The sequence below is a fragment of the Robertmurraya mesotrionivorans genome (genome assembly GCF_050971805.1).
In the GTDB taxonomy this organism is placed as follows: domain Bacteria; phylum Bacillota; class Bacilli; order Bacillales; family Cytobacillaceae; genus Robertmurraya_A.
On the sequence record NZ_JBPCCH010000008.1, the window covers coordinates 170,012 to 187,618 of the forward strand.

The 17,607-nt window shown below is 41.6% G+C and carries 23 protein-coding genes; 6 read left to right on the top strand and 17 right to left on the bottom strand.

The window, feature by feature from the left end; translation table 11 throughout:
- Positions 1–69: 69 nt before the first annotated feature.
- Complete coding sequence (thmT, locus tag ACRX5O_RS14615) at positions 70–255, top strand: 2-hydroxymuconate tautomerase (protein WP_433906603.1); 186 nt, start codon at positions 70–72, stop codon at positions 253–255.
- Between the two features lie 146 nt (positions 256–401).
- On the opposite strand, the gene ACRX5O_RS14620 is transcribed toward thmT, so the two are convergent.
- From ACRX5O_RS14620 to ACRX5O_RS14630, 3 genes are all read right to left on the bottom strand, one after another.
- Complete coding sequence (locus tag ACRX5O_RS14620) at positions 402–911, bottom strand: YwgA family protein (RefSeq protein WP_119710292.1); 510 nt, start codon at positions 909–911, stop codon at positions 402–404.
- Positions 912–952: 41 nt separating this feature from the next.
- Entirely contained in the window at positions 953–2,251 is a 1,299-nt protein-coding gene (locus tag ACRX5O_RS14625; RefSeq protein WP_433906604.1) for an HD domain-containing protein, read from the bottom strand.
- A gap of 278 nt (positions 2,252–2,529) precedes the next feature.
- Positions 2,530–2,754, bottom strand: a complete 225-nt coding sequence (locus ACRX5O_RS14630) for a YuzB family protein (RefSeq protein ID WP_119710294.1) — start codon at positions 2,752–2,754, stop codon at positions 2,530–2,532.
- Positions 2,755–3,217: 463 nt separating this feature from the next.
- On the opposite strand from ACRX5O_RS14630, the gene ACRX5O_RS14635 reads away from it, so the two are divergent.
- The gene (locus ACRX5O_RS14635) at positions 3,218–3,973 is read left to right on the top strand and encodes an RsfA family transcriptional regulator (RefSeq protein WP_433906605.1); all 756 of its coding nucleotides are present in this window, start codon (positions 3,218–3,220) and stop codon (positions 3,971–3,973) included.
- Positions 3,974–4,240: 267 nt separating this feature from the next.
- On the opposite strand, the gene lipL is transcribed toward ACRX5O_RS14635, so the two are convergent.
- Positions 4,241–5,089: an octanoyl-[GcvH]:protein N-octanoyltransferase gene (gene lipL, locus ACRX5O_RS14640; protein ID WP_433906606.1), complete on the bottom strand. Its 849-nt coding sequence runs from the start codon at positions 5,087–5,089 to the stop codon at positions 4,241–4,243.
- A 79-nt stretch (positions 5,090–5,168) separates the two neighbouring features.
- Positions 5,169–6,146, bottom strand: coding sequence for a phosphate acetyltransferase (gene pta / locus ACRX5O_RS14645; RefSeq protein WP_433906607.1), 978 nt, complete (start codon positions 6,144–6,146; stop codon positions 5,169–5,171).
- Between the two features lie 274 nt (positions 6,147–6,420).
- Here pta and hemQ point away from each other — a divergent pair, with 274 nt between their 5' ends.
- From hemQ to gerQ, 3 genes are all read left to right on the top strand, one after another.
- Positions 6,421–7,167 carry a hydrogen peroxide-dependent heme synthase gene (gene hemQ, locus ACRX5O_RS14650; protein WP_433906608.1) on the top strand — a complete coding sequence of 249 codons (747 nt, stop codon included), beginning with the start codon at positions 6,421–6,423 and terminating at the stop codon, positions 7,165–7,167.
- A 156-nt stretch (positions 7,168–7,323) separates the two neighbouring features.
- On the top strand, positions 7,324–7,746 hold the full coding sequence (locus tag ACRX5O_RS14655; protein WP_433906609.1) for a cell wall hydrolase: 423 nt from the start codon (positions 7,324–7,326) through the stop codon (positions 7,744–7,746).
- Positions 7,747–7,776: 30 nt separating this feature from the next.
- On the top strand, positions 7,777–8,319 hold the full coding sequence (gene gerQ / locus ACRX5O_RS14660; RefSeq protein WP_433906610.1) for a spore coat protein GerQ: 543 nt from the start codon (positions 7,777–7,779) through the stop codon (positions 8,317–8,319).
- Positions 8,320–8,468: 149 nt separating this feature from the next.
- Here gerQ and ACRX5O_RS14665 read toward each other — a convergent pair whose 3' ends face one another.
- The 9 genes from ACRX5O_RS14665 to mobA form a co-directional block, all read right to left on the bottom strand.
- A complete protein-coding gene (locus ACRX5O_RS14665) occupies positions 8,469–8,840 on the bottom strand; it encodes a DUF423 domain-containing protein (protein WP_433906611.1) in 372 nt (123 codons plus the stop codon).
- Between the two features lie 18 nt (positions 8,841–8,858).
- A complete protein-coding gene (locus ACRX5O_RS14670) occupies positions 8,859–9,146 on the bottom strand; it encodes a YwdI family protein (protein ID WP_433906612.1) in 288 nt (95 codons plus the stop codon).
- A gap of 69 nt (positions 9,147–9,215) precedes the next feature.
- On the bottom strand, positions 9,216–9,383 hold the full coding sequence (locus tag ACRX5O_RS14675; protein WP_391557972.1) for a uracil-DNA glycosylase: 168 nt from the start codon (positions 9,381–9,383) through the stop codon (positions 9,216–9,218).
- Between the two features lie 14 nt (positions 9,384–9,397).
- The gene (locus tag ACRX5O_RS14680; RefSeq protein ID WP_433906613.1) at positions 9,398–10,063 is read right to left on the bottom strand and encodes a uracil-DNA glycosylase; all 666 of its coding nucleotides are present in this window, start codon (positions 10,061–10,063) and stop codon (positions 9,398–9,400) included.
- Positions 10,053–10,787, bottom strand: a complete 735-nt coding sequence (locus ACRX5O_RS14685) for a DUF4230 domain-containing protein (RefSeq protein ID WP_433906614.1) — start codon at positions 10,785–10,787, stop codon at positions 10,053–10,055. Before ACRX5O_RS14685 ends, ACRX5O_RS14680 begins: the two co-directional genes overlap by 11 nt.
- A 598-nt stretch (positions 10,788–11,385) precedes the next feature.
- Positions 11,386–12,405 (bottom strand): MoeB/ThiF family adenylyltransferase, encoded by a 1,020-nt coding sequence (locus tag ACRX5O_RS14690; RefSeq protein ID WP_433906615.1) that lies wholly within the window; start codon positions 12,403–12,405, stop codon positions 11,386–11,388.
- 135 nt (positions 12,406–12,540) lie between these two features.
- Positions 12,541–12,771, bottom strand: coding sequence for a molybdopterin converting factor subunit 1 (gene moaD, locus ACRX5O_RS14695; RefSeq protein ID WP_433906616.1), 231 nt, complete (start codon positions 12,769–12,771; stop codon positions 12,541–12,543).
- On the bottom strand, positions 12,764–13,228 hold the full coding sequence (locus ACRX5O_RS14700) for a molybdenum cofactor biosynthesis protein MoaE (RefSeq protein ID WP_433906617.1): 465 nt from the start codon (positions 13,226–13,228) through the stop codon (positions 12,764–12,766). Before ACRX5O_RS14700 ends, moaD begins: the two co-directional genes overlap by 8 nt.
- A 46-nt stretch (positions 13,229–13,274) precedes the next feature.
- Positions 13,275–13,907: a molybdenum cofactor guanylyltransferase gene (gene mobA, locus ACRX5O_RS14705; protein WP_433906618.1), complete on the bottom strand. Its 633-nt coding sequence runs from the start codon at positions 13,905–13,907 to the stop codon at positions 13,275–13,277.
- Between the two features lie 191 nt (positions 13,908–14,098).
- On the opposite strand from mobA, the gene pdxK reads away from it, so the two are divergent.
- On the top strand, positions 14,099–14,920 hold the full coding sequence (pdxK, locus tag ACRX5O_RS14710) for a pyridoxine/pyridoxal/pyridoxamine kinase (protein ID WP_433906619.1): 822 nt from the start codon (positions 14,099–14,101) through the stop codon (positions 14,918–14,920).
- A 43-nt stretch (positions 14,921–14,963) separates the two neighbouring features.
- Here the strand turns inward: pdxK and ribH are convergent, their stop codons facing one another.
- The 3 genes from ribH to ribE are packed head-to-tail and all read right to left on the bottom strand — an operon-like array spanning position 14,964 to position 17,307.
- Positions 14,964–15,431 carry a 6,7-dimethyl-8-ribityllumazine synthase gene (ribH, locus tag ACRX5O_RS14715; RefSeq protein WP_433906620.1) on the bottom strand — a complete coding sequence of 156 codons (468 nt, stop codon included), beginning with the start codon at positions 15,429–15,431 and terminating at the stop codon, positions 14,964–14,966.
- Between the two features lie 12 nt (positions 15,432–15,443).
- Positions 15,444–16,637 (bottom strand): bifunctional 3,4-dihydroxy-2-butanone-4-phosphate synthase/GTP cyclohydrolase II, encoded by a 1,194-nt coding sequence (locus ACRX5O_RS14720; protein ID WP_433906621.1) that lies wholly within the window; start codon positions 16,635–16,637, stop codon positions 15,444–15,446.
- A 13-nt stretch (positions 16,638–16,650) separates the two neighbouring features.
- A complete protein-coding gene (gene ribE / locus ACRX5O_RS14725) occupies positions 16,651–17,307 on the bottom strand; it encodes a riboflavin synthase (protein ID WP_433906622.1) in 657 nt (218 codons plus the stop codon).
- Between the last annotated feature and the right edge of the window lie 300 nt (positions 17,308–17,607).

The following is a 17,607-nucleotide window of genomic DNA, read 5'->3' on the forward strand; positions in this document are numbered from 1 at the left end:
CCTTTCTCACGTTTGGAACATTATGATTATGTATGAAGAACTTACATATCTCTCGAGGAGGCAATCATCATGCCATACGTAACCGTAAAAATGCTAGAAGGCCGTACAGACGACCAAAAGAAAGCTCTTGTGGAAAAAGTAACCGCTGCTGTTGTTGAAACAACTGGAGCACCTGCTGAGAAGGTAGTTGTTTTCATTGATGAAATGACCAAAAATAATTATGGAATTGCTGGGAAAAGATTGGCTGACGAATAATAACCATAAAACTAGTTTCTGGATGTCATTTGGTATGCATTCTCTTCGCTGGTATTCCTATTGGAATAAAGGCTTGTTCATGCATACCAAACGACAACTTATTTTGCAAAAAAGAAGCTTGGACATAAAAAGTCCAAGCCTCTTTTTTATACAGGGACTACTTTTCCCTTTAATGCTTCAATATATTCATACGCCTGCTTAATTTCGTCTTCTGTGTATTTTTGCTTGCTCTTTAGAGTAAAGATTTTTTCCTTCACTTCTTCTACTTCTAAATCGTCAAAGAAAAGTACGGTTGATACAAGTTCTAGAAACCTAGCATTCTGGCTATTCATGTCGGTTAAACAATCCTCTAGTGCCGGAAGTTCCACTAGGTTCATATTTAAAAATTCCATTCCCTCATCTGTTAAGGAGTAACGGTACTGCATGTAACCGCCCTTTTTCTCCTTTACCTCGTTAAGAAAGCCCATATTGCATAGCTCCTCTACGCGAAGGGTCAACTCTTCGGAGTAAGGTCCATAAAAGTGAAACTGAAACCTCTCTTGGAAAGGAAAATCTACTTTTTTCGCTATATAAATCATTTTTTGCAGTTTTTTCCGACCAACAATTTCCCCTGCCGCTGCAAAAGCTTGCATTATTTTGGCATGATCCTTTAACAATGAGACCCTCTCCTACTTCATATTTATATCAAGCACCTATCTCATAGGTCTAGTAAGTTGCGAATTTGCTTTTTAATGTTCTTTTTTGATGAATCGTCCTTTAAAAGATCCGCAGGGAAATACAACTTATGGTCCGTTCTTCTTTTCCCTGAGATGGCATCAACGATTTGAGATTCCCTTGAAAGCTCTCTTACTTCTCCATTTTTCATGAGCAGTTGTATCGGCAGGCGTTCTTCTTCCTCACCTGGGCGATAAAAGTCGTATGGTAAGTCAGACGAGGAATCAACCACTAAATAATATTCCGGATCAAGACCCGCCTTAGCAAATAAAGTAGAAAGCTCGCTTAGCTTCTTATATTCTTTTGCTGGGTCAAACTCCACGTATTTAAACAGATTTCGATCCATAAAACGCACACACAGGTCGCGCAAGATCAAATCCTCTTCCTCTTCCCACATTTGGAAGTAATAGAGAATAACAGCTTCATCTAATTTCAAATAGTCATGAAGAGTGATATTTTCAGCAAATACGGAGTAAAAATGAATTGGCTCATACGTAAATTGGTAGCCTTTTTGGTACAAATGCTTTGCACGGTGGAGAATCTTTGTCAGAATCACCTCTGCACTACGAGTAACGGGATGGAAGTACACCTGCCAATACATTTGGTATCGACTCATTATGTAGTCTTCCACTGCATGCATACCGCTTTGCTTAATAACGACTTGATCTTCCTTCGGCCGCATCACACGAAGAATTCGTTCCATATCAAAATGACCATAGCTCACACCTGTAAAATACGCATCCCGCTGCAAATAATCCATACGGTCCGCGTCAATTTGGCTCGAAATCAAGCTAATCACGAGCTTGTTCGGTGAGGTTTTGGCGATCACCTCAGCGACCATCTTCGGAAAGTCTTTGCTTACTTTTGTTAGGACCCTATTTACTTCTGTGTTGCCAAGAATGATCTTTTGGGTAAAAGCTTCATGATCGAGGTCAAATACTTTTTCAAACGAATGCGAAAAGGGCCCATGTCCCAGGTCGTGAAGGAGTGCAGCACAAAGTGAAAGCAAGCGCTGCTCACTGTTCCACTCCGGTCGTCCATCAAACACATCATCAATAATGCGGCGTATGATTTCATAGACTCCGAGCGAATGATTAAAACGGCTATGCTCTGCCCCGTGAAATGTAAGATATGTCGTTCCAAGCTGCTTAATCCGGCGTAGACGTTGGAATTCCTTCGTACCAATCAAATCCCAAATCACACGGTCTCTCACATGTACATAACGATGAACGGGATCTTTAAAAACCTTTTCCTCCACTAGCTTTTCCTGTGAATATGCCACTGTAGAATCCCTCTTCCTATCTATCTTTAAACTATTATAACTTGATTCATTCTACAATTCACCCTAAAAAAGGAAAAAATCTACAGAATTTCGACAAAATTAGAAAGCGGAAGCGCCTTGTTTAGGCCCGACAGGCATAAGACGAAATCCTCAGGAAGGCCTGCCTTCTGGAGGATTTTGGCTTATAACCCCGAGGGTCTAGGCGCTGGAGCTGGACTAAGTGTCCACAAGCCTTTGCAAAGAAAAAAACCACCTATCTTCCGTACCAATAGGTGATTTTATTTTTTCAGCTTCTTATTAATTTTATCCATTAATTCTTCTTCTGTTAGCGCAGCAAGGGGACGGTTATTCACAAATGCGAATGTTTTCTTTCTCCCTGGTCCGCAGTATGATTGACAGCCAATTTCAATTGTTGCCTCAGGATCAATGTCCTTTAAGCGAGGAACCAACGTTTTTAAATTTACGGCCTGACAATCGTCACACACACGAAATTCATTTGCCATCTATATTACAACCCTTTCTTCGGTGCAAACTAAGCCAAGTAAACTCTTTTTAATAATCTAAACGGTATTTTACCGTTTCTTTTCTTCTAATGCAAGCTGTAATCCTTAGCCGATTATCCATAAAAAACCTGTCTATCTAGTGAAATCTTAAATATTTTTAAAGGTTGTAATGTTTACTAACATTGTTATTTTCGTAAAAGTCCCAAGATCCGGCCTTTTACACTATATATTAAGATAGCACTACTTATCTTGTATCCATTGCTCTTTTCAAGCTGATATAAGGAGGATTTATCAAAAAATGAGTATAGTATCTTATTACTTTGCATTGAATAACGACACTTTTGAAAAGGAGCATAAAAAAAACTCTACTATCCTTGCAATCAATTGGTATAAAACCGGCAACATGTGGTCATGCTTTAACTAAGAACTTGAAAATGTAATTATCGTTAGGGAGTTGAGTAGAATGAAAGTTAGACAAGACGCATGGACAGATGAAAATGATTTATTACTAGCAGAAACGGTTTTACGACATGTTAGAGAAGGTAGCACACAGCTAAATGCATTTGAAGAGGTTGGGGACAAGCTTAATCGTACCTCTGCAGCATGTGGTTTCCGCTGGAATGCAGTTGTAAGACATCGCTACGAAAAAGCGTTACAATTAGCGAAAAAGCAACGAAAGCAGCGTCAAAGAATACTAGGAAAAGACCAAGGTGGGAAAAAGAAACTATTATACTCACCACCAGTTCCAACACTAGAAGAGGTTGGCCCAATTGCAGCAGCTGAAGTAGAAACTTACGAAGTACCAAACTTCTCTGAAGAAATGGCCATCGAACCTGCAGTAATGGCTCAAAGCGTCACACAAGTAGCCTTACCAAGCGCTACGGCGTCACAAACGCAAGCTCCAAGAGAGATGAATATGGAAACCGTAATCTCTTATCTACGATCACTAGGTGGCTCCAATATTCAAGTGGATATTTTAAAAAGTGAGAATGAGAGACTGAAGCGTGAAATTGCTACATTGAAAAGACGTAATGAAGAGCTAGAAGGAAAAATCGATCATCTTGAGCAAAATACGGAAATTATCCAAGAAGATTACGAGACATTAATGAAAATTATGAATCGTGCTCGTAAACTAGTGGTGTTAGAGGAAGAAGAAGACCGTCCTGCCACTAAATTCAAGATGGACCGAAACGGAAATCTCGAAAAAATCGCTGAGTAATAGAAAAGCGGAAGCGCCTTGGTAAGCTCCGACAGGCATAAGACGAAGACCGTAAGAGGTCCTGACCTCTGTAGGGCTTTGGCTTATGACCTAGGAATAATGGCTTTAGATTATTCCACCGAGGAGCTAGGCGCTGGAGCTAGACACTGTTCAAAGTTCAAAAATTTATTTTCTTTTTAACATATAGATATAATTTGGGAGAGTAGGCAATAATATCTCTTAGTTGAAAAGCCGTACCTGCATTAGGTACGGCTTTTGTACTTCTCTTTATTCATTCGCCTCAACTAAAAATTTATCATTCCGCTCCACAACTCTTAAGACATACGAATCAAGCATTTGCAATTCTTCTTCCGTTAACACACCCGCCTGCAAGTGCCCTGCCTTCTTTTTCAAGGTGAGCAATAGCCTTAGCATCACATCTTGAACCGTAAGTGGAACACCAAATAACTCAGACAAAGAAGCCATGACCCTTGGCTCTATTTTGGGATAAGAGAACTTCGTCTCCTCCCCCTTAATCGCTTGATCGTAAAACCCTTGTATGACCTTGGCACGTTCGCTCCCACTTCCCGTTACGCAAAGGTAGATTTGAACCGCCACTCCGCCTCGCAAGCGCCGCTGTGAGATTCCAGCAAACTTTTTTCCATGAATACTTAAGTCATAGCTTCCTGGACAGTAGGATCCTACAATTTCGCGAGCCTCAATCACATGATCAAAATCAGCAAACATCTCTTGAATTAATTGCCACATCGCATCGTATCCGCGATTGATATCGATTCCCTTCTCCTGTTCCGGGAGAATAATTGATAGATTTAGAACTCCCTCGTCTAAAACGACGGCTAATCCACCTGAATTACGAACGATATACTCGTAGCTTTGGTCTTTCAAGTACTCCAGTCCATCACCTATAAAAGGCAATCTAGTATCTTGGATTCCGAGTACAATTGTATCGGCATGAACCCATGCCCGAACCGTCGCAGGTGCTCCCTTTGTACCTATCGAGGCGCAGAGCGTATCATCATACCCAAACGAATGAAGAGCACTCATATGAAGTCCCGTACTAGATTGATCAATAATTCGCCATGTAGGCTGGTTTAATAGTTTCTGCGCTTCTTCCATCTTATCTGTCACCTCTTGTTTTCTTGCCTTTATTTTACCATAGAAAAGAGCCAGCTAAAGAGAACTGGCTCACTTGTCATTATTGGCTTAATGCTTGGGCAGCTGTGATTAGTGACAGCTTGTATACATCTTCTTCGTTACAACCGCGAGAAAGATCGTTTACTGGGCGGTTTAAGCCTTGTAAAATAGGTCCAACCGCTTCAAAGTTTCCTAAACGCTGAGCAATTTTGTACCCGATATTACCAGCTTCTAGGCTTGGGAACACAAATACGTTCGCATCTCCTTGAATCACTGAGTCTGGAGCTTTTTTCTTTGCTACAGAAGGAACAAATGCAGCGTCAAATTGGAACTCTCCATCTAATATTAGAAGAGGATCTCTTAGCTTTGCTTCTTGAACAGCAGCAGATACTTTTTCCGTTTCTGGAGATTTCGCAGAACCCTTTGTTGAGAAGCTAAGCATCGCTACTCTTGGTTCGATATCAAACATTCTTGCTGTTTTTGCACTTTCTACTGCGATTTCAGCTAAGTCTTGTGCATCTGGCGCAATGTTGATCGCGCAATCTGCAAACACATACTTTTCATCTTCGCGTACCATAACAAATACACCTGAAGTTTTACGAACGCCTTCTTTTGTTTTGATGATTTGAAGCGCAGGTCTTACCGTATCAGCTGTTGAATGGGCTGCACCACTTACTAGTCCGTCCGCTTTGTTTGAATAAACAAGCATGGTTCCAAAGTAATTTTCATCAAGTAAAATCTTGCGTGCATCCTCTTCCGTTACTTTCCCTTTTCTTCTTTCGATAAAGGATGCCACTAACTCATCCATCATCGCAAATTGACTTGGGTCGTAGATTTCAGCTTTCTCTAATGACACGCCTAATTCTTTTGCCTTTGTTTCAATTGCTTCTATATTTCCTATTAAAATAGGCGTTAATACATTCTCTTCAGCTAAACGTCCTGCTGCACTAATAATTCTTTCGTCTAGACCTTCAGGAAAAACGATCTTAATGTTTTGTCCACTTACTTTTTCCTTCAGTCCTGTAAATAGGTCGCTCATGACGAATCCTCCCTTATGTACTATATCTTTAGCATACGCTTACCACATAAAATTTCAACCGTTTCACAGATTGTTACCGTTTCCATCAAAAAAGTTTTTGTATTCTGAATAATTACAAAATCCTCATCTTCCTTACTATCTGCAATTCTCACTCAAAATATCCTTTTTTAATACTACCAACGTGAAAATTCAGGTTTTATTCACACGTTTCATGGTGAAACTATGGTATAGTATGTTTTGTACATTATAATAATTCTAATGAGGAGTGAAACAAATGGCAGAAGCAGCACAAACCCTTGATGGCTGGTATTGTCTACATGACTTCCGTACAATTAATTGGACCGCTTGGAAATTACTATCAAGTGACGACAGACAAACCGCTATTCATGAATTTTTAGGTTTAGTAGAAAAATGGAATGCCACACAAGATAAGAAGAAAGGCAGCCATGCTTTATATACAATTGTTGGTCAAAAAGCTGATTTTATGATGATGATTTTACGTCCTACGATGGAAGAGTTAAATGAAATCGAAACAGAATTCAATAAGACCATGCTTGCTGAATATACCATTCCAGCTCATTCATATGTGTCAGTAGTTGAGTTAAGCAACTATCTTCCAGCTGATCAGGATCCTTATCAAAGCCCTGAAATCCTTGCTCGATTGTATCCAACTCTACCAAAAGCAAAGCATGTGTGCTTCTATCCAATGGACAAGCGTCGCCAAGGAAATGATAACTGGTACATGCTGCCGATGGAGGAGCGCCGTTCGATGATGCGCAGCCACGGTATGATCGGTAGACAGTATGCAGGAAAAGTGAAGCAGATTATTACGGGTTCTGTTGGCTTTGACGATTACGAATGGGGAGTAACACTCTTCTCAGATGATGTTTTACAATTTAAAAAACTCGTATACGAAATGCGCTTTGATGAAGTTAGTGCACGTTACGGTGAATTTGGTGCCTTCTTTGTAGGAAATTTACTAGAAATTGATCGTCTACATAGCTTCTTACACGTAAACTAATCATGTATAAACCCTCTAGCTTTGCTAGGGGGTTTTTTCTATCACCTAGGAATAAAAGAATTTCCCTTCACATACGAATGAATTAGTGAGCTTTCTTCTTTTATTTGACCCTTTCATCTCACCACAGAAGGTACAACACGAAGAGAGGTGAAATTTATGGGTGTGATCCCTTACACAGAAGAGCATGTTAAGCTTTTGGCCCGATTAATTCGAGCAGAAGCTGAAGGCGATGGAAATTTAGGTATGCTGTTAGTTGGAAATGTTGGTGTGAACAGAGTAAGAGGACAATGTCTGGATTTTAAAGACATTCGTGACTTACGAAAAATGGTCTTTCAGCGTCCTGGTGGATTTGAAGCAACCGTCAAAGGATACTTTTACCAAGCCCCAAGAGAAAATGAGATAAAGCTTGCAAGACGTGTTATAAAAGGGGAGCGATTTCACCCCGGTTCAAATGCTCTTTGGTTTTTTAGACCAACTGGTGCCTGTCCCGCTCAGTGGTATAACCAGTGGAACACAGGCCGCTTTAAGGCACACTGTTTCTTCAGTCCAACACAGCAGAATTGTCCGAAAGTCTATTAAAATGATCACTTTTTCTAGGAGGGATTTTCTTTGTCACAAAATTATGATCCAAATGCTTTCTACAGACAAACAGGGTATCAACAACCTTATTTCGGAGCCCCTGTCCAGCCAAGTGCACCAAAATACCCGACAGCTGGCCAAGTAGCTGGTGCCGGAACCGGGGCGCCTACATACGGTGCACCAGCCTATCCTACTATGCCAGCGGGATCAACGATTCCACCAACAGGAGCTGTTCCTGGTTACACAGGTGCCTTTAACGCGCCATCAGCTGGTCCTCAAGTACCAGGTATGCTACCGCTTGAGGAATCATATATCGAAAACATCTTCCGCCTAAACAAAGGAAAGCTAACCACTGTGTACACCAATTTTGACGGAAACGATGAAGGTTTATCCAGAACCTTTAAGGGAATTATAGAAGCAGCTGGACGTGACCACTTAATCCTAAGCGATCCGCAAACCGGCATGAGATTCTTAATTCCAATGGTATACTTCGCATACGCAACCTTTGATGAGGAACTTGAGTATGACTATCCTGGTTTCACTCCTGGATTAGCTACCTATCCTCCGCGTTAAATTGAAAAGCAAATGCGCCTTGGTTAGCTCTGACAAGCATAAGACCGTCCATGCAAGAAATCCTGATTTCTGGAGTGGAATGGCTTATGACTCGAGGAGCTAGGCTAAAAAAATAGGAGCATCCTTCTTAGCAGGATGCTCCTTGTTGTTTACAAATATTTTACTGCTGCTACCACGATTAATATCCAAGCAGCTAAAAACGACAAGCCCCCTAATGGTGTAATCGCCCCAAGGATGCTGATTTTCGTTAACGTCATGACGTACAAGCTACCTGAAAAAAGAATGATACCAATTAACATCATCCAGCCTGACCATGATAAAAGCGCATTGGCCGGCAAGCGTCCAAGCAACACACCTACAATCAGTAAGCCAGTAGCATGAAACATTTGATACGTTACTCCTGTTTTCCAAATCTCCAAGTATTTTTGCTCCACTCGACCTTCAAGACCATGTGCTCCAAAGGCCCCTAGTGCCACTGCTAAAAAAGCATTAATGGCTCCAATAATAATAAACGTTTTCAACCTCTCCACCCCATTATGTTAAAAATCAAACAGTGAATCTCCATTGCTTTCATCGTCTATTTTCAGCTTTTTCGGCTGTGTTTGAAGGGGTGAAGGAGTCAGAATCTGCTCGCGTATGGTTGGAATCACAGGCTGACTTCGCGTTATTTCACGTGTTGCCTCACCCGTTTGACTTTCAAGCACAAGCTCGCATAACGTTTTAATGGATTGAACTCGTTCTCTCACTTGTGAGTTTGTCCCACTTGATTTGGCTGCCTGCAGCTCCTGTTCCATTTTTAAAAGTAGCTTTTGCACACTAATATCCAATTCATTCACCTCATACCCTTGTCTACCCTATAGTATACGACCTGTCACTAAATTTTCCAAAGGATAGAGTTACTTTTTCTCAAAACGCAGGCAAGCCTGTCCCGAAGCCTTCATTACCTCAACTGACGGAAGCTGCCTTGTTTTAAATCCAAATGCTTTGCATCCCTTTGGAAAATGAGGGTCCCAGGTCACGTAGAAATACTGGCACTTAAAGCAGTCCTTTTTTTCCACCTTCATGTGATCCACCTTTTTCATTTAATTGTCCAATCAATCTCTGTGTAGCCATTCTCTTTCAGCCAGTCATTTGCCTTTGAAAACGGTCTGCTCCCAAAGAAGCCGCGATGAGCAGAAAGTGGGCTTGGATGAGGAGCTTCAATTATATGATGGTGGTCGGAAATCAATTTCTTTTTCTCTTGGGCAGGTTTCCCCCATAACACAAACACCATCGGTTTCTCTCTCATACTAAGCTTCGTAATCACTGCATCCGTGAAAATTTCCCAGCCTATTTTTTTATGAGAATGTGCCTGCCCCGCTCGAACCGTTAAAACGGTGTTTAACAGAAGAACCCCTTCATCCGCCCATTTTTTTAAATATCCGTGGTTTGGTACGGGAATGCCTATATCACTCTGTAACTCTTTGAAAATATTTTTTAACGATGGAGGCGTAGGAACACCTGGTAGGACCGAGAAGCTCAGGCCATGAGCTTGCTCTGGACCATGATAAGGATCCTGACCGAGTATGACGACCTTCACCTGCTCATACGATGTGTACTGTAGTGCAGAAAAGATATGCTCTCTTTTCGGATAGACCGTATACCGTTCATACTCCTCTTCAATGATGCTATCGAGCTTTGTGAAGTATTCCTGATTAAACTCGTCCCCGATGTAAGACTCCCAGCCGTTCAAATTACTCTTCATATGTGATCACCGCGCGATATCCAAGTACTGAGAAAAACTCCTTTAATGTTTTCTCTGCATTTTGTTCTGCCACCTCAATTAGCCCTTGAGATAGTGCCTCTTCCTTTACGAGCCCCTTGGCCTCCTCTGCGAGCTCGTAAGCCTCATTCCAATTCACTTCGTCCCGAAAGATTCCTTCCACGGAAAACACCTGAGCTTGGTCAAAATCTAGTGTTGGCTCTTGGATAATAGAAGCTTGTGGAAGCTTGATTTCTATTGTCTTCTCTTCTTCATTTACGTAGAGATTTGATTCAGTGATTCCAGTTAAGTCTACTCCCGCCGTAACCGTACCCGGGATAATAAGAAGTAACTTTCTTTTTGTTCCTGGAAGATTCGTACTAATTTCCTTCCCAAACAGCTGATTGTCCTCTTTTTCAATAACCGCCTTCACGTACGCCTGTGATGAGGCAAGAGACGATAAGTCTTTTATTTGCTCTATGAAACTACCCGTTTGTACGGTAGCTTGATATGTGCCTTTTATCGTAAAAATGGCTCCGATTATGACTAGAATGAATAAGGCTATCCCTACTAGCTTCCATGCTAATGATATCGGAATCACTCTCGCTTTTGATTGATTGTGATGGTGCATCCCGTTGAATGCAATCGAGGCCGCCATTTGCTGCTTCGCTTCCGTAAGTTCCTTCTGCAATGCCTCTAATTGCGTCTGTACATCTTTCTCGTTCATCTTCACCCTCCTTACAAACTTCTAGAATTTATTATAACGGTTGCCAGGGGAATTTGTAGAATTTTGCAGAAAGAAGTCGTATAGAAGATATTAGTAGATTTACTCATGAAAAAGCTGGTCGCAATGGTTGCGGCCAGCTTGTTTTTTTAGAGTTTTGGGCAATTTTTGGGGAGCTTTAACAGATTTGAGCTAAAAATTGAGTTTACAAGTACGGTTTGGGAGAAGAATCACGAGGATTCTATTAAGTTTTACATGATTTCAGAAGTTTATTTGCGATTCTCTGATTTTATTTGCGATCCTGAAAACTTATTTGCGATTCTCTGATTTTATTTGCGATCCTGAAAATTTATTTGCGATCCTCAGATTTTATTTGCGATCCTGAAAATTTATTTGCGATCCTCAGATTTTATTTGCGATCCTGAAAATTTATTTGCGATCCTCAGATTTTATTTGCGATCCTGAAAATTTATTTGCGATCCTCAGATTTTATTTGCGATCCTGAAAATTTATTTGCGATCCTCTGATTTTATTTGCGATCTGGAATACTTATTTGCGATTCTCCCAATATACTTGCGTTTCCCCAACAACAAAAACCAAACTACCCCAACAATCTCTGATAAATCGATCGTGCCTGACTCATATCCTTCGTCCCATGAACCAGTCCCCGTCCATCTTTAAAAATAACGACACGTTGCTCGTCCATTTCTACTGAAAGCAAATACGGATTTGCCTTCACCACGTAGCCCAACTTATCTAGTCGACTCGCTAAGTCCCCTAAATCAAGCTCACTTTGTCTTGGTGGCCGAATTTGCACCGTATCACGGCCACAGAGTACCGTTGAACGCGAAAGATTTTCCTTATCCAAATACGGATACTCCCGAAGTTCTCCACATGACAAGCAGCCTGGGTCCTTTGCTTTTCCCATTTTCATGCTCGTGTATTGATTTCGCCATAAATCAAAGCTCGCAAACGAATCACGAACCGCCTCCCAATCCTCTACAAGAATCTTCAGTACCTCTGCTGATTGATGAGCAATGACCATCTGCACAGCCGGACCGATGATTCCCCCTGTATCACAGGTCATTCCTTGAATAGGGATTCTTTTCAGCAAACAATTTAAGCAAGGAGTTTTGCCTGGAATAATCGTAAAGCTCATGCCAAAGCTCCCTACACAAGCACCATAGATCCAAGGGATTTTGTATTTTTGCGATATATCGTTAATGGCCATTCGAGTTTCAAAATTATCAGTCGCATCCAAAATCAAGTCCACATCCACGACAAGCTCCTCAAGCATCTCAGGTGATGCATCTCCAACAACCGGCACAATCTCAACATCGCTGTTAATGGCCCTCAATCTCTTTTCAGCTGCAATCGCCTTCGGAAGCTTCTCTCGAACATCTTCTTCTGTGTACAGCTGCTGTCTTTGCAGATTGCTTGCTTCCACATAATCTCTATCCACAATCGTTAGTTTCCCAACACCCGCGCGCGTAAGTACTTCACCATTTCCCGATCCAAGTGCACCGGCGCCAATCATCAGCACATGCTTAGATCCTAGCTTGTCCTGTCCACTTTTTCCAATCGGTGAAAAAAGAATTTGCCTCGAATACCGATCATCCATGCTAAATACTTCCTTCCTGTCTAGCTCCAACGCCTAGGGCTCGGGACATAAGCCAGCCCCCTACAGAAATCAGGATTTCCTGCGATGGCCGTCTTATGCCTGTCGCCCCTGAACAAGGCGTTTCCGCTTTTCTACTCACCCTCCACTAACAGGAGGTATAAATGCAACCACATCTCCATCACTCAATACCTCTTCGTCACCAGCAAATTCTTCATTTACAGCTGCCATAACCGTATCCAAATTCACTCCATACTGCTCGCTTAAAATTGCCTTTACTTTTGCAACAGTTTTTCCTGTAAGGTCTAACGATACTGATTCTTCTCCAACCGCATCGCGCAGATGAGCGAAAAACATTACTTTATTCATTTAGATCACTCTCCTCTGGTTTTCCTTTTGGATAAGCAACCGTTTCAAGTTGATTTCCGATCCATTCTTCTCCGTCTTCCCAGTGCTCTTTTTTCCAAATGGGAACAATTTCCTTGATTCGCTCGATTGCGTAACGATTAGCTTCGTATGCATCAGCACGATGTGGTGTAGATACAGCAATGACAACGGCTATATCCGTAATTTCAAGCTTACCCACTCGGTGCGAAATCGCCACCTTTGCCCCCGGCCAGCGCTCTTCGATTTCACGTCCAATTTGCTCAAGTTTTTTAACAGCCATGGACTCATATGCTTCGTATATTAAGTATAAAGTCTTTTTCCCAGCGGTTAACTCTCTTACCGTTCCAATAAACGTTGTAATGGCTCCCGCTTCCCTTTGAACGACTTTATCAATAATCGCTTGCGTATCAAGGGGCTCTTTAGATATTTCAAAATTCATGTCTGCACCTCATTCCGTTCTCTTGTCTTAAACTGACTCGATTGTATCATATTCCCTCACTCTTCTCACAAAACGAGTTTCCATCACAATCTAGCTTTAACGCTTTTTCATACTCTATCTGATCATTCATATTAAAAACAGCGGTATCCTTCACAACGATGCCTTTTCTTCTCAAGATATCTTCTGAAATATACCTCACATGGAGGTTCTGAAGCAGGCACATGATACGAAGCTCGTTTCTCTCTAAAGACTGTGAAACAGCTTGTAATGCATCCTTTCGATATGCACCAAATAAAGGATGTATCCGACCGTCAAGTTTTGGAATTGCTGCCTGGTAGCCTTCTAACTCCTCTAGTAAAAATTCCCCCAGGCTTAAGGAGATAAACGGCATATCACAGGCCACTATTAAGTTTTTTTCTGATCGAGAAGCTTTAAGCCCTGCTTGTATGCCTGCAATGGGACCTTTCCCCTTTTGCTCGTCTTCAACCATCGGTATGTTCAAATATTCATAAGTATGAAACGTGTTAGTGACGATGAGAAGTTCATCCGAGATTTTTTCGAGTTCGTTTGCAATTCTTTCGATGACTGGTACACCGTCAATCATCATCAATGCCTTGTTTTGTCCCATACGACTTGATTGTCCACCTGCTAAAATAATCCCTGTTCTGCTCAGGCTCATCGTCCACCTTTCAAATGATATATTGCTCTATTTTAATATGGAAAGAGGAGAAAGACTATCACGTACGTTCGCCTTTATCTACAAATTCAGCACAGATTTTCACTAATTTAGGTAACCGAAAGAAAATACTAGAAACATCTGGGAAACTAGACTATGATTAGAAAAATAAAGCTCATAGGAGGTTCAACACAATGACATTGAAAAAGGTAATGACCATTGCTGGTTCTGACACAAGCGGAGGCGCTGGCATTCAAGCAGATTTAAAAACATTCCAGGAGCTTGGCGTTTATGGAATGACCGCTCTAACAACGATTGTAACGATGGATCCTAAAAATCATTGGCATCACAATGTGTTTCCCATTGCGATTGAAACGCTAGAAGCACAGCTTGAAACGATTCTTTCTGTAGGAATCGATGCGATGAAGACAGGCATGTTAGGAACGGTGGAAATCATTGAGCTAGCTGCAAAAGTAATCGATGAGAACCAGCTTCAAACCGTCGTTATTGATCCAGTTATGGTGTGTAAAGGGGAAGACGAAGTATTGCACCCAGAGACTACGGATGCCCTTCGTGAAATCCTAGTGCCACGTGCAACAGTTGTCACTCCAAATCTATTTGAAGCAAGTCAGCTTGCACAAACCGCTCCTCTTCGTACGATTGAAGATATGAAGCAAGCAGCGGTAAAAATTCATGCACTTGGTGCCAAGTATGTATTAATTAAGGGTGGAAGTAAGTTAAATCACGAAAAAGCAGTTGATCTTCTGTTTGATGGTGAGGAATTTACTCTACTAGAAAGTGAAAAAATTGATACAACTTACATTCATGGTGCAGGCTGTACCTACTCTTCAGCTATTACGGCAGAGCTTGCAAAAGGAGCATCCGTGAAGGACGCTGTTGCTACAGCGAAGGACTTCATTACAGCTGCTATCGCACATGGATTTAAGTTAAATGAATATGTTGGACCAACGATGCACGGAGCGTACCGTACATTTGGTGCAAAAGTGAATGCATAAAATAGAGAGAGCCGCTGGAGTAGACTCCAGCGGCCTTTTTCTATTATTCAAACATACGAGATAAATTCGCCATTTCAATCGCTGAAACCGCAGATTCCCAGCCTTTGTTTCCAGCCTTTGTTCCTGCTCTTTCAATCGCTTGTTCAATCGTATTGGTTGTTAACACACCGAAAATAACGGGAACTCCTGTGTTTAATGTGGTTGCCTGTACACCTTTGGCTGCTTCATTACATACATAATCGAAGTGTGGAGTGGATCCACGAATAACCGTTCCTAACGTGATTACCGCATCATATTTTTTGCTTTGTGCCATTTTTTGAGCAATTAACGGAATTTCAAATGCACCTGGTACCCAAGCCACGTCTACGTCTTCGTCAGCCACTCCATGTCTTTTTAGAGCATCGTGTGCTCCGCTAAGTAACTTGCTTGTAATAAACTCATTGAAACGACCTACAACAATTCCAACCTTTAACCCACTGCCAACTAAATTTCCTTCAAAGCTTTTTCCCATAATCAATTCCTCCTAAAAATGTAGTAAATGTCCTAGCTTACTTTGTTTTGTTTTTAAATATTTTTCGTTTTCTTCTCGTGATTGCATTTGGATCGGCACACGATCAACAATTTCCAATCCATACCCCTTTAATCCTTTGATTTTTCGAGGATTGTTCGTTAACAGTCGGATTTGGCTAATCCCTAAATCTTTTAAAATTTGAGCACCAATTCCGTATTCTCGTAAATCGGCACCAAAGCCAAGCTTTTCATTTGCTTCAACCGTATCGTAACCTTCCTCTTGAAGCTTATACGCTCTTAGCTTGTTCAACAGTCCAAGTCCGCGACCTTCTTGGCGCAAATACAGTAATACTCCTGTGCCTTCTTGCTCGATTTGACTTAAAGCCGAATGTAGCTGCGGCCCACAGTCACATCGATACGATCCGAACACATCACCCGTTAAGCATTCTGAGTGAACGCGAACAAGAACTGGTTTGCTAGGGTCAATGGTTCCTTTTACTAAAGCCACATGCTCTTTGCCATCTATTACATTGGAATATCCAACGGCTCGGAATTGGCCAAACTCGGTAGGAAGCTCAATTTCCACTTCTCGTTGAATTAAGCGATCCTCGCGATTACGATACTCAATCAAATCTTTAATTGTAATCATTTTGACATTCAGCTTTTCGGCAATCTCTTTTAACTGTGGCACACGTGCCATACTGCCATCTTCATTCATGATTTCGCAAATAACCCCTGCTGGTTTTGTGCCTGATAGCAAGGCCAAGTCAACAGCAGCCTCCGTATGACCCGCACGCTTAAGTACCCCACCTTTTTTCGCAATTAACGGAAAAATATGACCTGGGCGTTTAAAATCAGCTGCCTTTGATTCTGGGTTTAGCATTTGTAAAATCGTATCAGAACGCTCAAAGGCTGATATTCCAGTCGTAGAGTTTTTATGATCAATACTTACGGTAAAGGCTGTCCCATGCGGATCCGTATTTCTAACTACCATAGGCATAAGCTCAAGCTTCTGAGCTAGCTCCTCTTCAATCGGAACACAAATCAGCCCTCTCCCATGTGTGGCCATTAAATTGATTACCTCAGGGGTTGCTTTTTCCGCCAACGAAATGAAATCCCCTTCGTTTTCTCGATCTTCATCGTCACAAACGATTATCACTTTTCCATTCTTTAAGTCTTCCAATGCTTCTTCAATCGAATTAAACATGTCTCTTTCCTCCTTATTTAAACCCATTTTCCTCAAGAAATTGAGCGCTAAGAGAAGAACCCTTTTGAATGGTTTGAGTTGCTTGTTTGGATAAAAAGTGTGAAATGTACTTGCCAATCATATCGCACTCAATATTCACAATATCTCCAGCCCCTTTTCGCCCGATAATCGTTTCCGATAACGTGTGTGGGATCAGCGAAAGAAGGAAACTCGTCTCTGACACACCAAAAACCGTTAAACTAGTTCCGTCCACTGTAACGGACCCTTTTTCTATAATGTAGTGTAAGAGATCGCTTGCTGCTTCTATCTCGTAGTACACGGCATTGGCAACCTCTCTCTTTTCTTTAATCACCCCGAGGCCATCGACATGCCCCGACACGAAATGACCACCAAACCGTCCGCCAGCTGCCATCGCCCTTTCCAGATTCACATGGGACCCTGGTTCCACATCTCGTAAGCTGGTTGCCTTGATCGTCTCCGGCATCACATCTACTGTGAATGCGTTAGACGTGAAAGAAGTGACGGTTAAACAAACTCCATTCACGGCAATACTATCGCCGAGCTTTACATCCGTTAGAATATGATTGGCCTCAATCGTTAACACTGAAGATTGCCCTGTATTCTTTGTATTGGTTACAAATCCAATTTCCTCAATAATCCCTGTAAACATTTTTCTTGCCTCCTTCCATGGTTTAGTTACTTATGCCGCTCTTGTTGCCGTTTCCTACTTGTAGCATCTCCGAAAACCTCGCGATTCTCTCGTTTTCCTTCAGGTAAGGGACTAAAAGATGATATCCTGGACTTTTTGGTTACCGTGATAATTTTTTTCTTTCACTCTTGGGAACCTAACTATCACTTTGGTTACCGCTAAGGACTTTTTCTCGCCTCTTTGGGAACCTAACATCCACTTTGGTTACCGCTAAGGTCTTTTTCTCGCCTCTTTGGGAACCTAACATCCACTTTGGTTACC

Coding starts and splice junctions, on each gene's coding strand:
- thmT (WP_433906603.1), top strand. CDS start 70: ATGCCATACGTAACCGTAAAAATGCTAGAAGGCCGTACAGACGACCAA.
- ACRX5O_RS14630 (WP_119710294.1), bottom strand. CDS start 2,754: ATGGCAAATGAATTTCGTGTGTGTGACGATTGTCAGGCCGTAAATTTA.
- ACRX5O_RS14635 (WP_433906605.1), top strand. CDS start 3,218: ATGAAAGTTAGACAAGACGCATGGACAGATGAAAATGATTTATTACTA.
- lipL (WP_433906606.1), bottom strand. CDS start 5,089: ATGGAAGAAGCGCAGAAACTATTAAACCAGCCTACATGGCGAATTATT.
- pta (WP_433906607.1), bottom strand. CDS start 6,146: ATGAGCGACCTATTTACAGGACTGAAGGAAAAAGTAAGTGGACAAAAC.
- hemQ (WP_433906608.1), top strand. CDS start 6,421: ATGGCAGAAGCAGCACAAACCCTTGATGGCTGGTATTGTCTACATGAC.
- ACRX5O_RS14655 (WP_433906609.1), top strand. CDS start 7,324: ATGGGTGTGATCCCTTACACAGAAGAGCATGTTAAGCTTTTGGCCCGA.
- ACRX5O_RS14675 (WP_391557972.1), bottom strand. CDS start 9,383: ATGAAGGTGGAAAAAAAGGACTGCTTTAAGTGCCAGTATTTCTACGTG.
- ACRX5O_RS14680 (WP_433906613.1), bottom strand. CDS start 10,063: ATGAAGAGTAATTTGAACGGCTGGGAGTCTTACATCGGGGACGAGTTT.
- ACRX5O_RS14685 (WP_433906614.1), bottom strand. CDS start 10,787: ATGAACGAGAAAGATGTACAGACGCAATTAGAGGCATTGCAGAAGGAA.
- ACRX5O_RS14690 (WP_433906615.1), bottom strand. CDS start 12,405: ATGGATGATCGGTATTCGAGGCAAATTCTTTTTTCACCGATTGGAAAA.
- moaD (WP_433906616.1), bottom strand. CDS start 12,771: ATGAATAAAGTAATGTTTTTCGCTCATCTGCGCGATGCGGTTGGAGAA.
- ACRX5O_RS14700 (WP_433906617.1), bottom strand. CDS start 13,228: ATGAATTTTGAAATATCTAAAGAGCCCCTTGATACGCAAGCGATTATT.
- mobA (WP_433906618.1), bottom strand. CDS start 13,907: ATGAGCCTGAGCAGAACAGGGATTATTTTAGCAGGTGGACAATCAAGT.
- pdxK (WP_433906619.1), top strand. CDS start 14,099: ATGACATTGAAAAAGGTAATGACCATTGCTGGTTCTGACACAAGCGGA.
- ribH (WP_433906620.1), bottom strand. CDS start 15,431: ATGGGAAAAAGCTTTGAAGGAAATTTAGTTGGCAGTGGGTTAAAGGTT.
- ACRX5O_RS14720 (WP_433906621.1), bottom strand. CDS start 16,637: ATGTTTAATTCGATTGAAGAAGCATTGGAAGACTTAAAGAATGGAAAA.
- ribE (WP_433906622.1), bottom strand. CDS start 17,307: ATGTTTACAGGGATTATTGAGGAAATTGGATTTGTAACCAATACAAAG.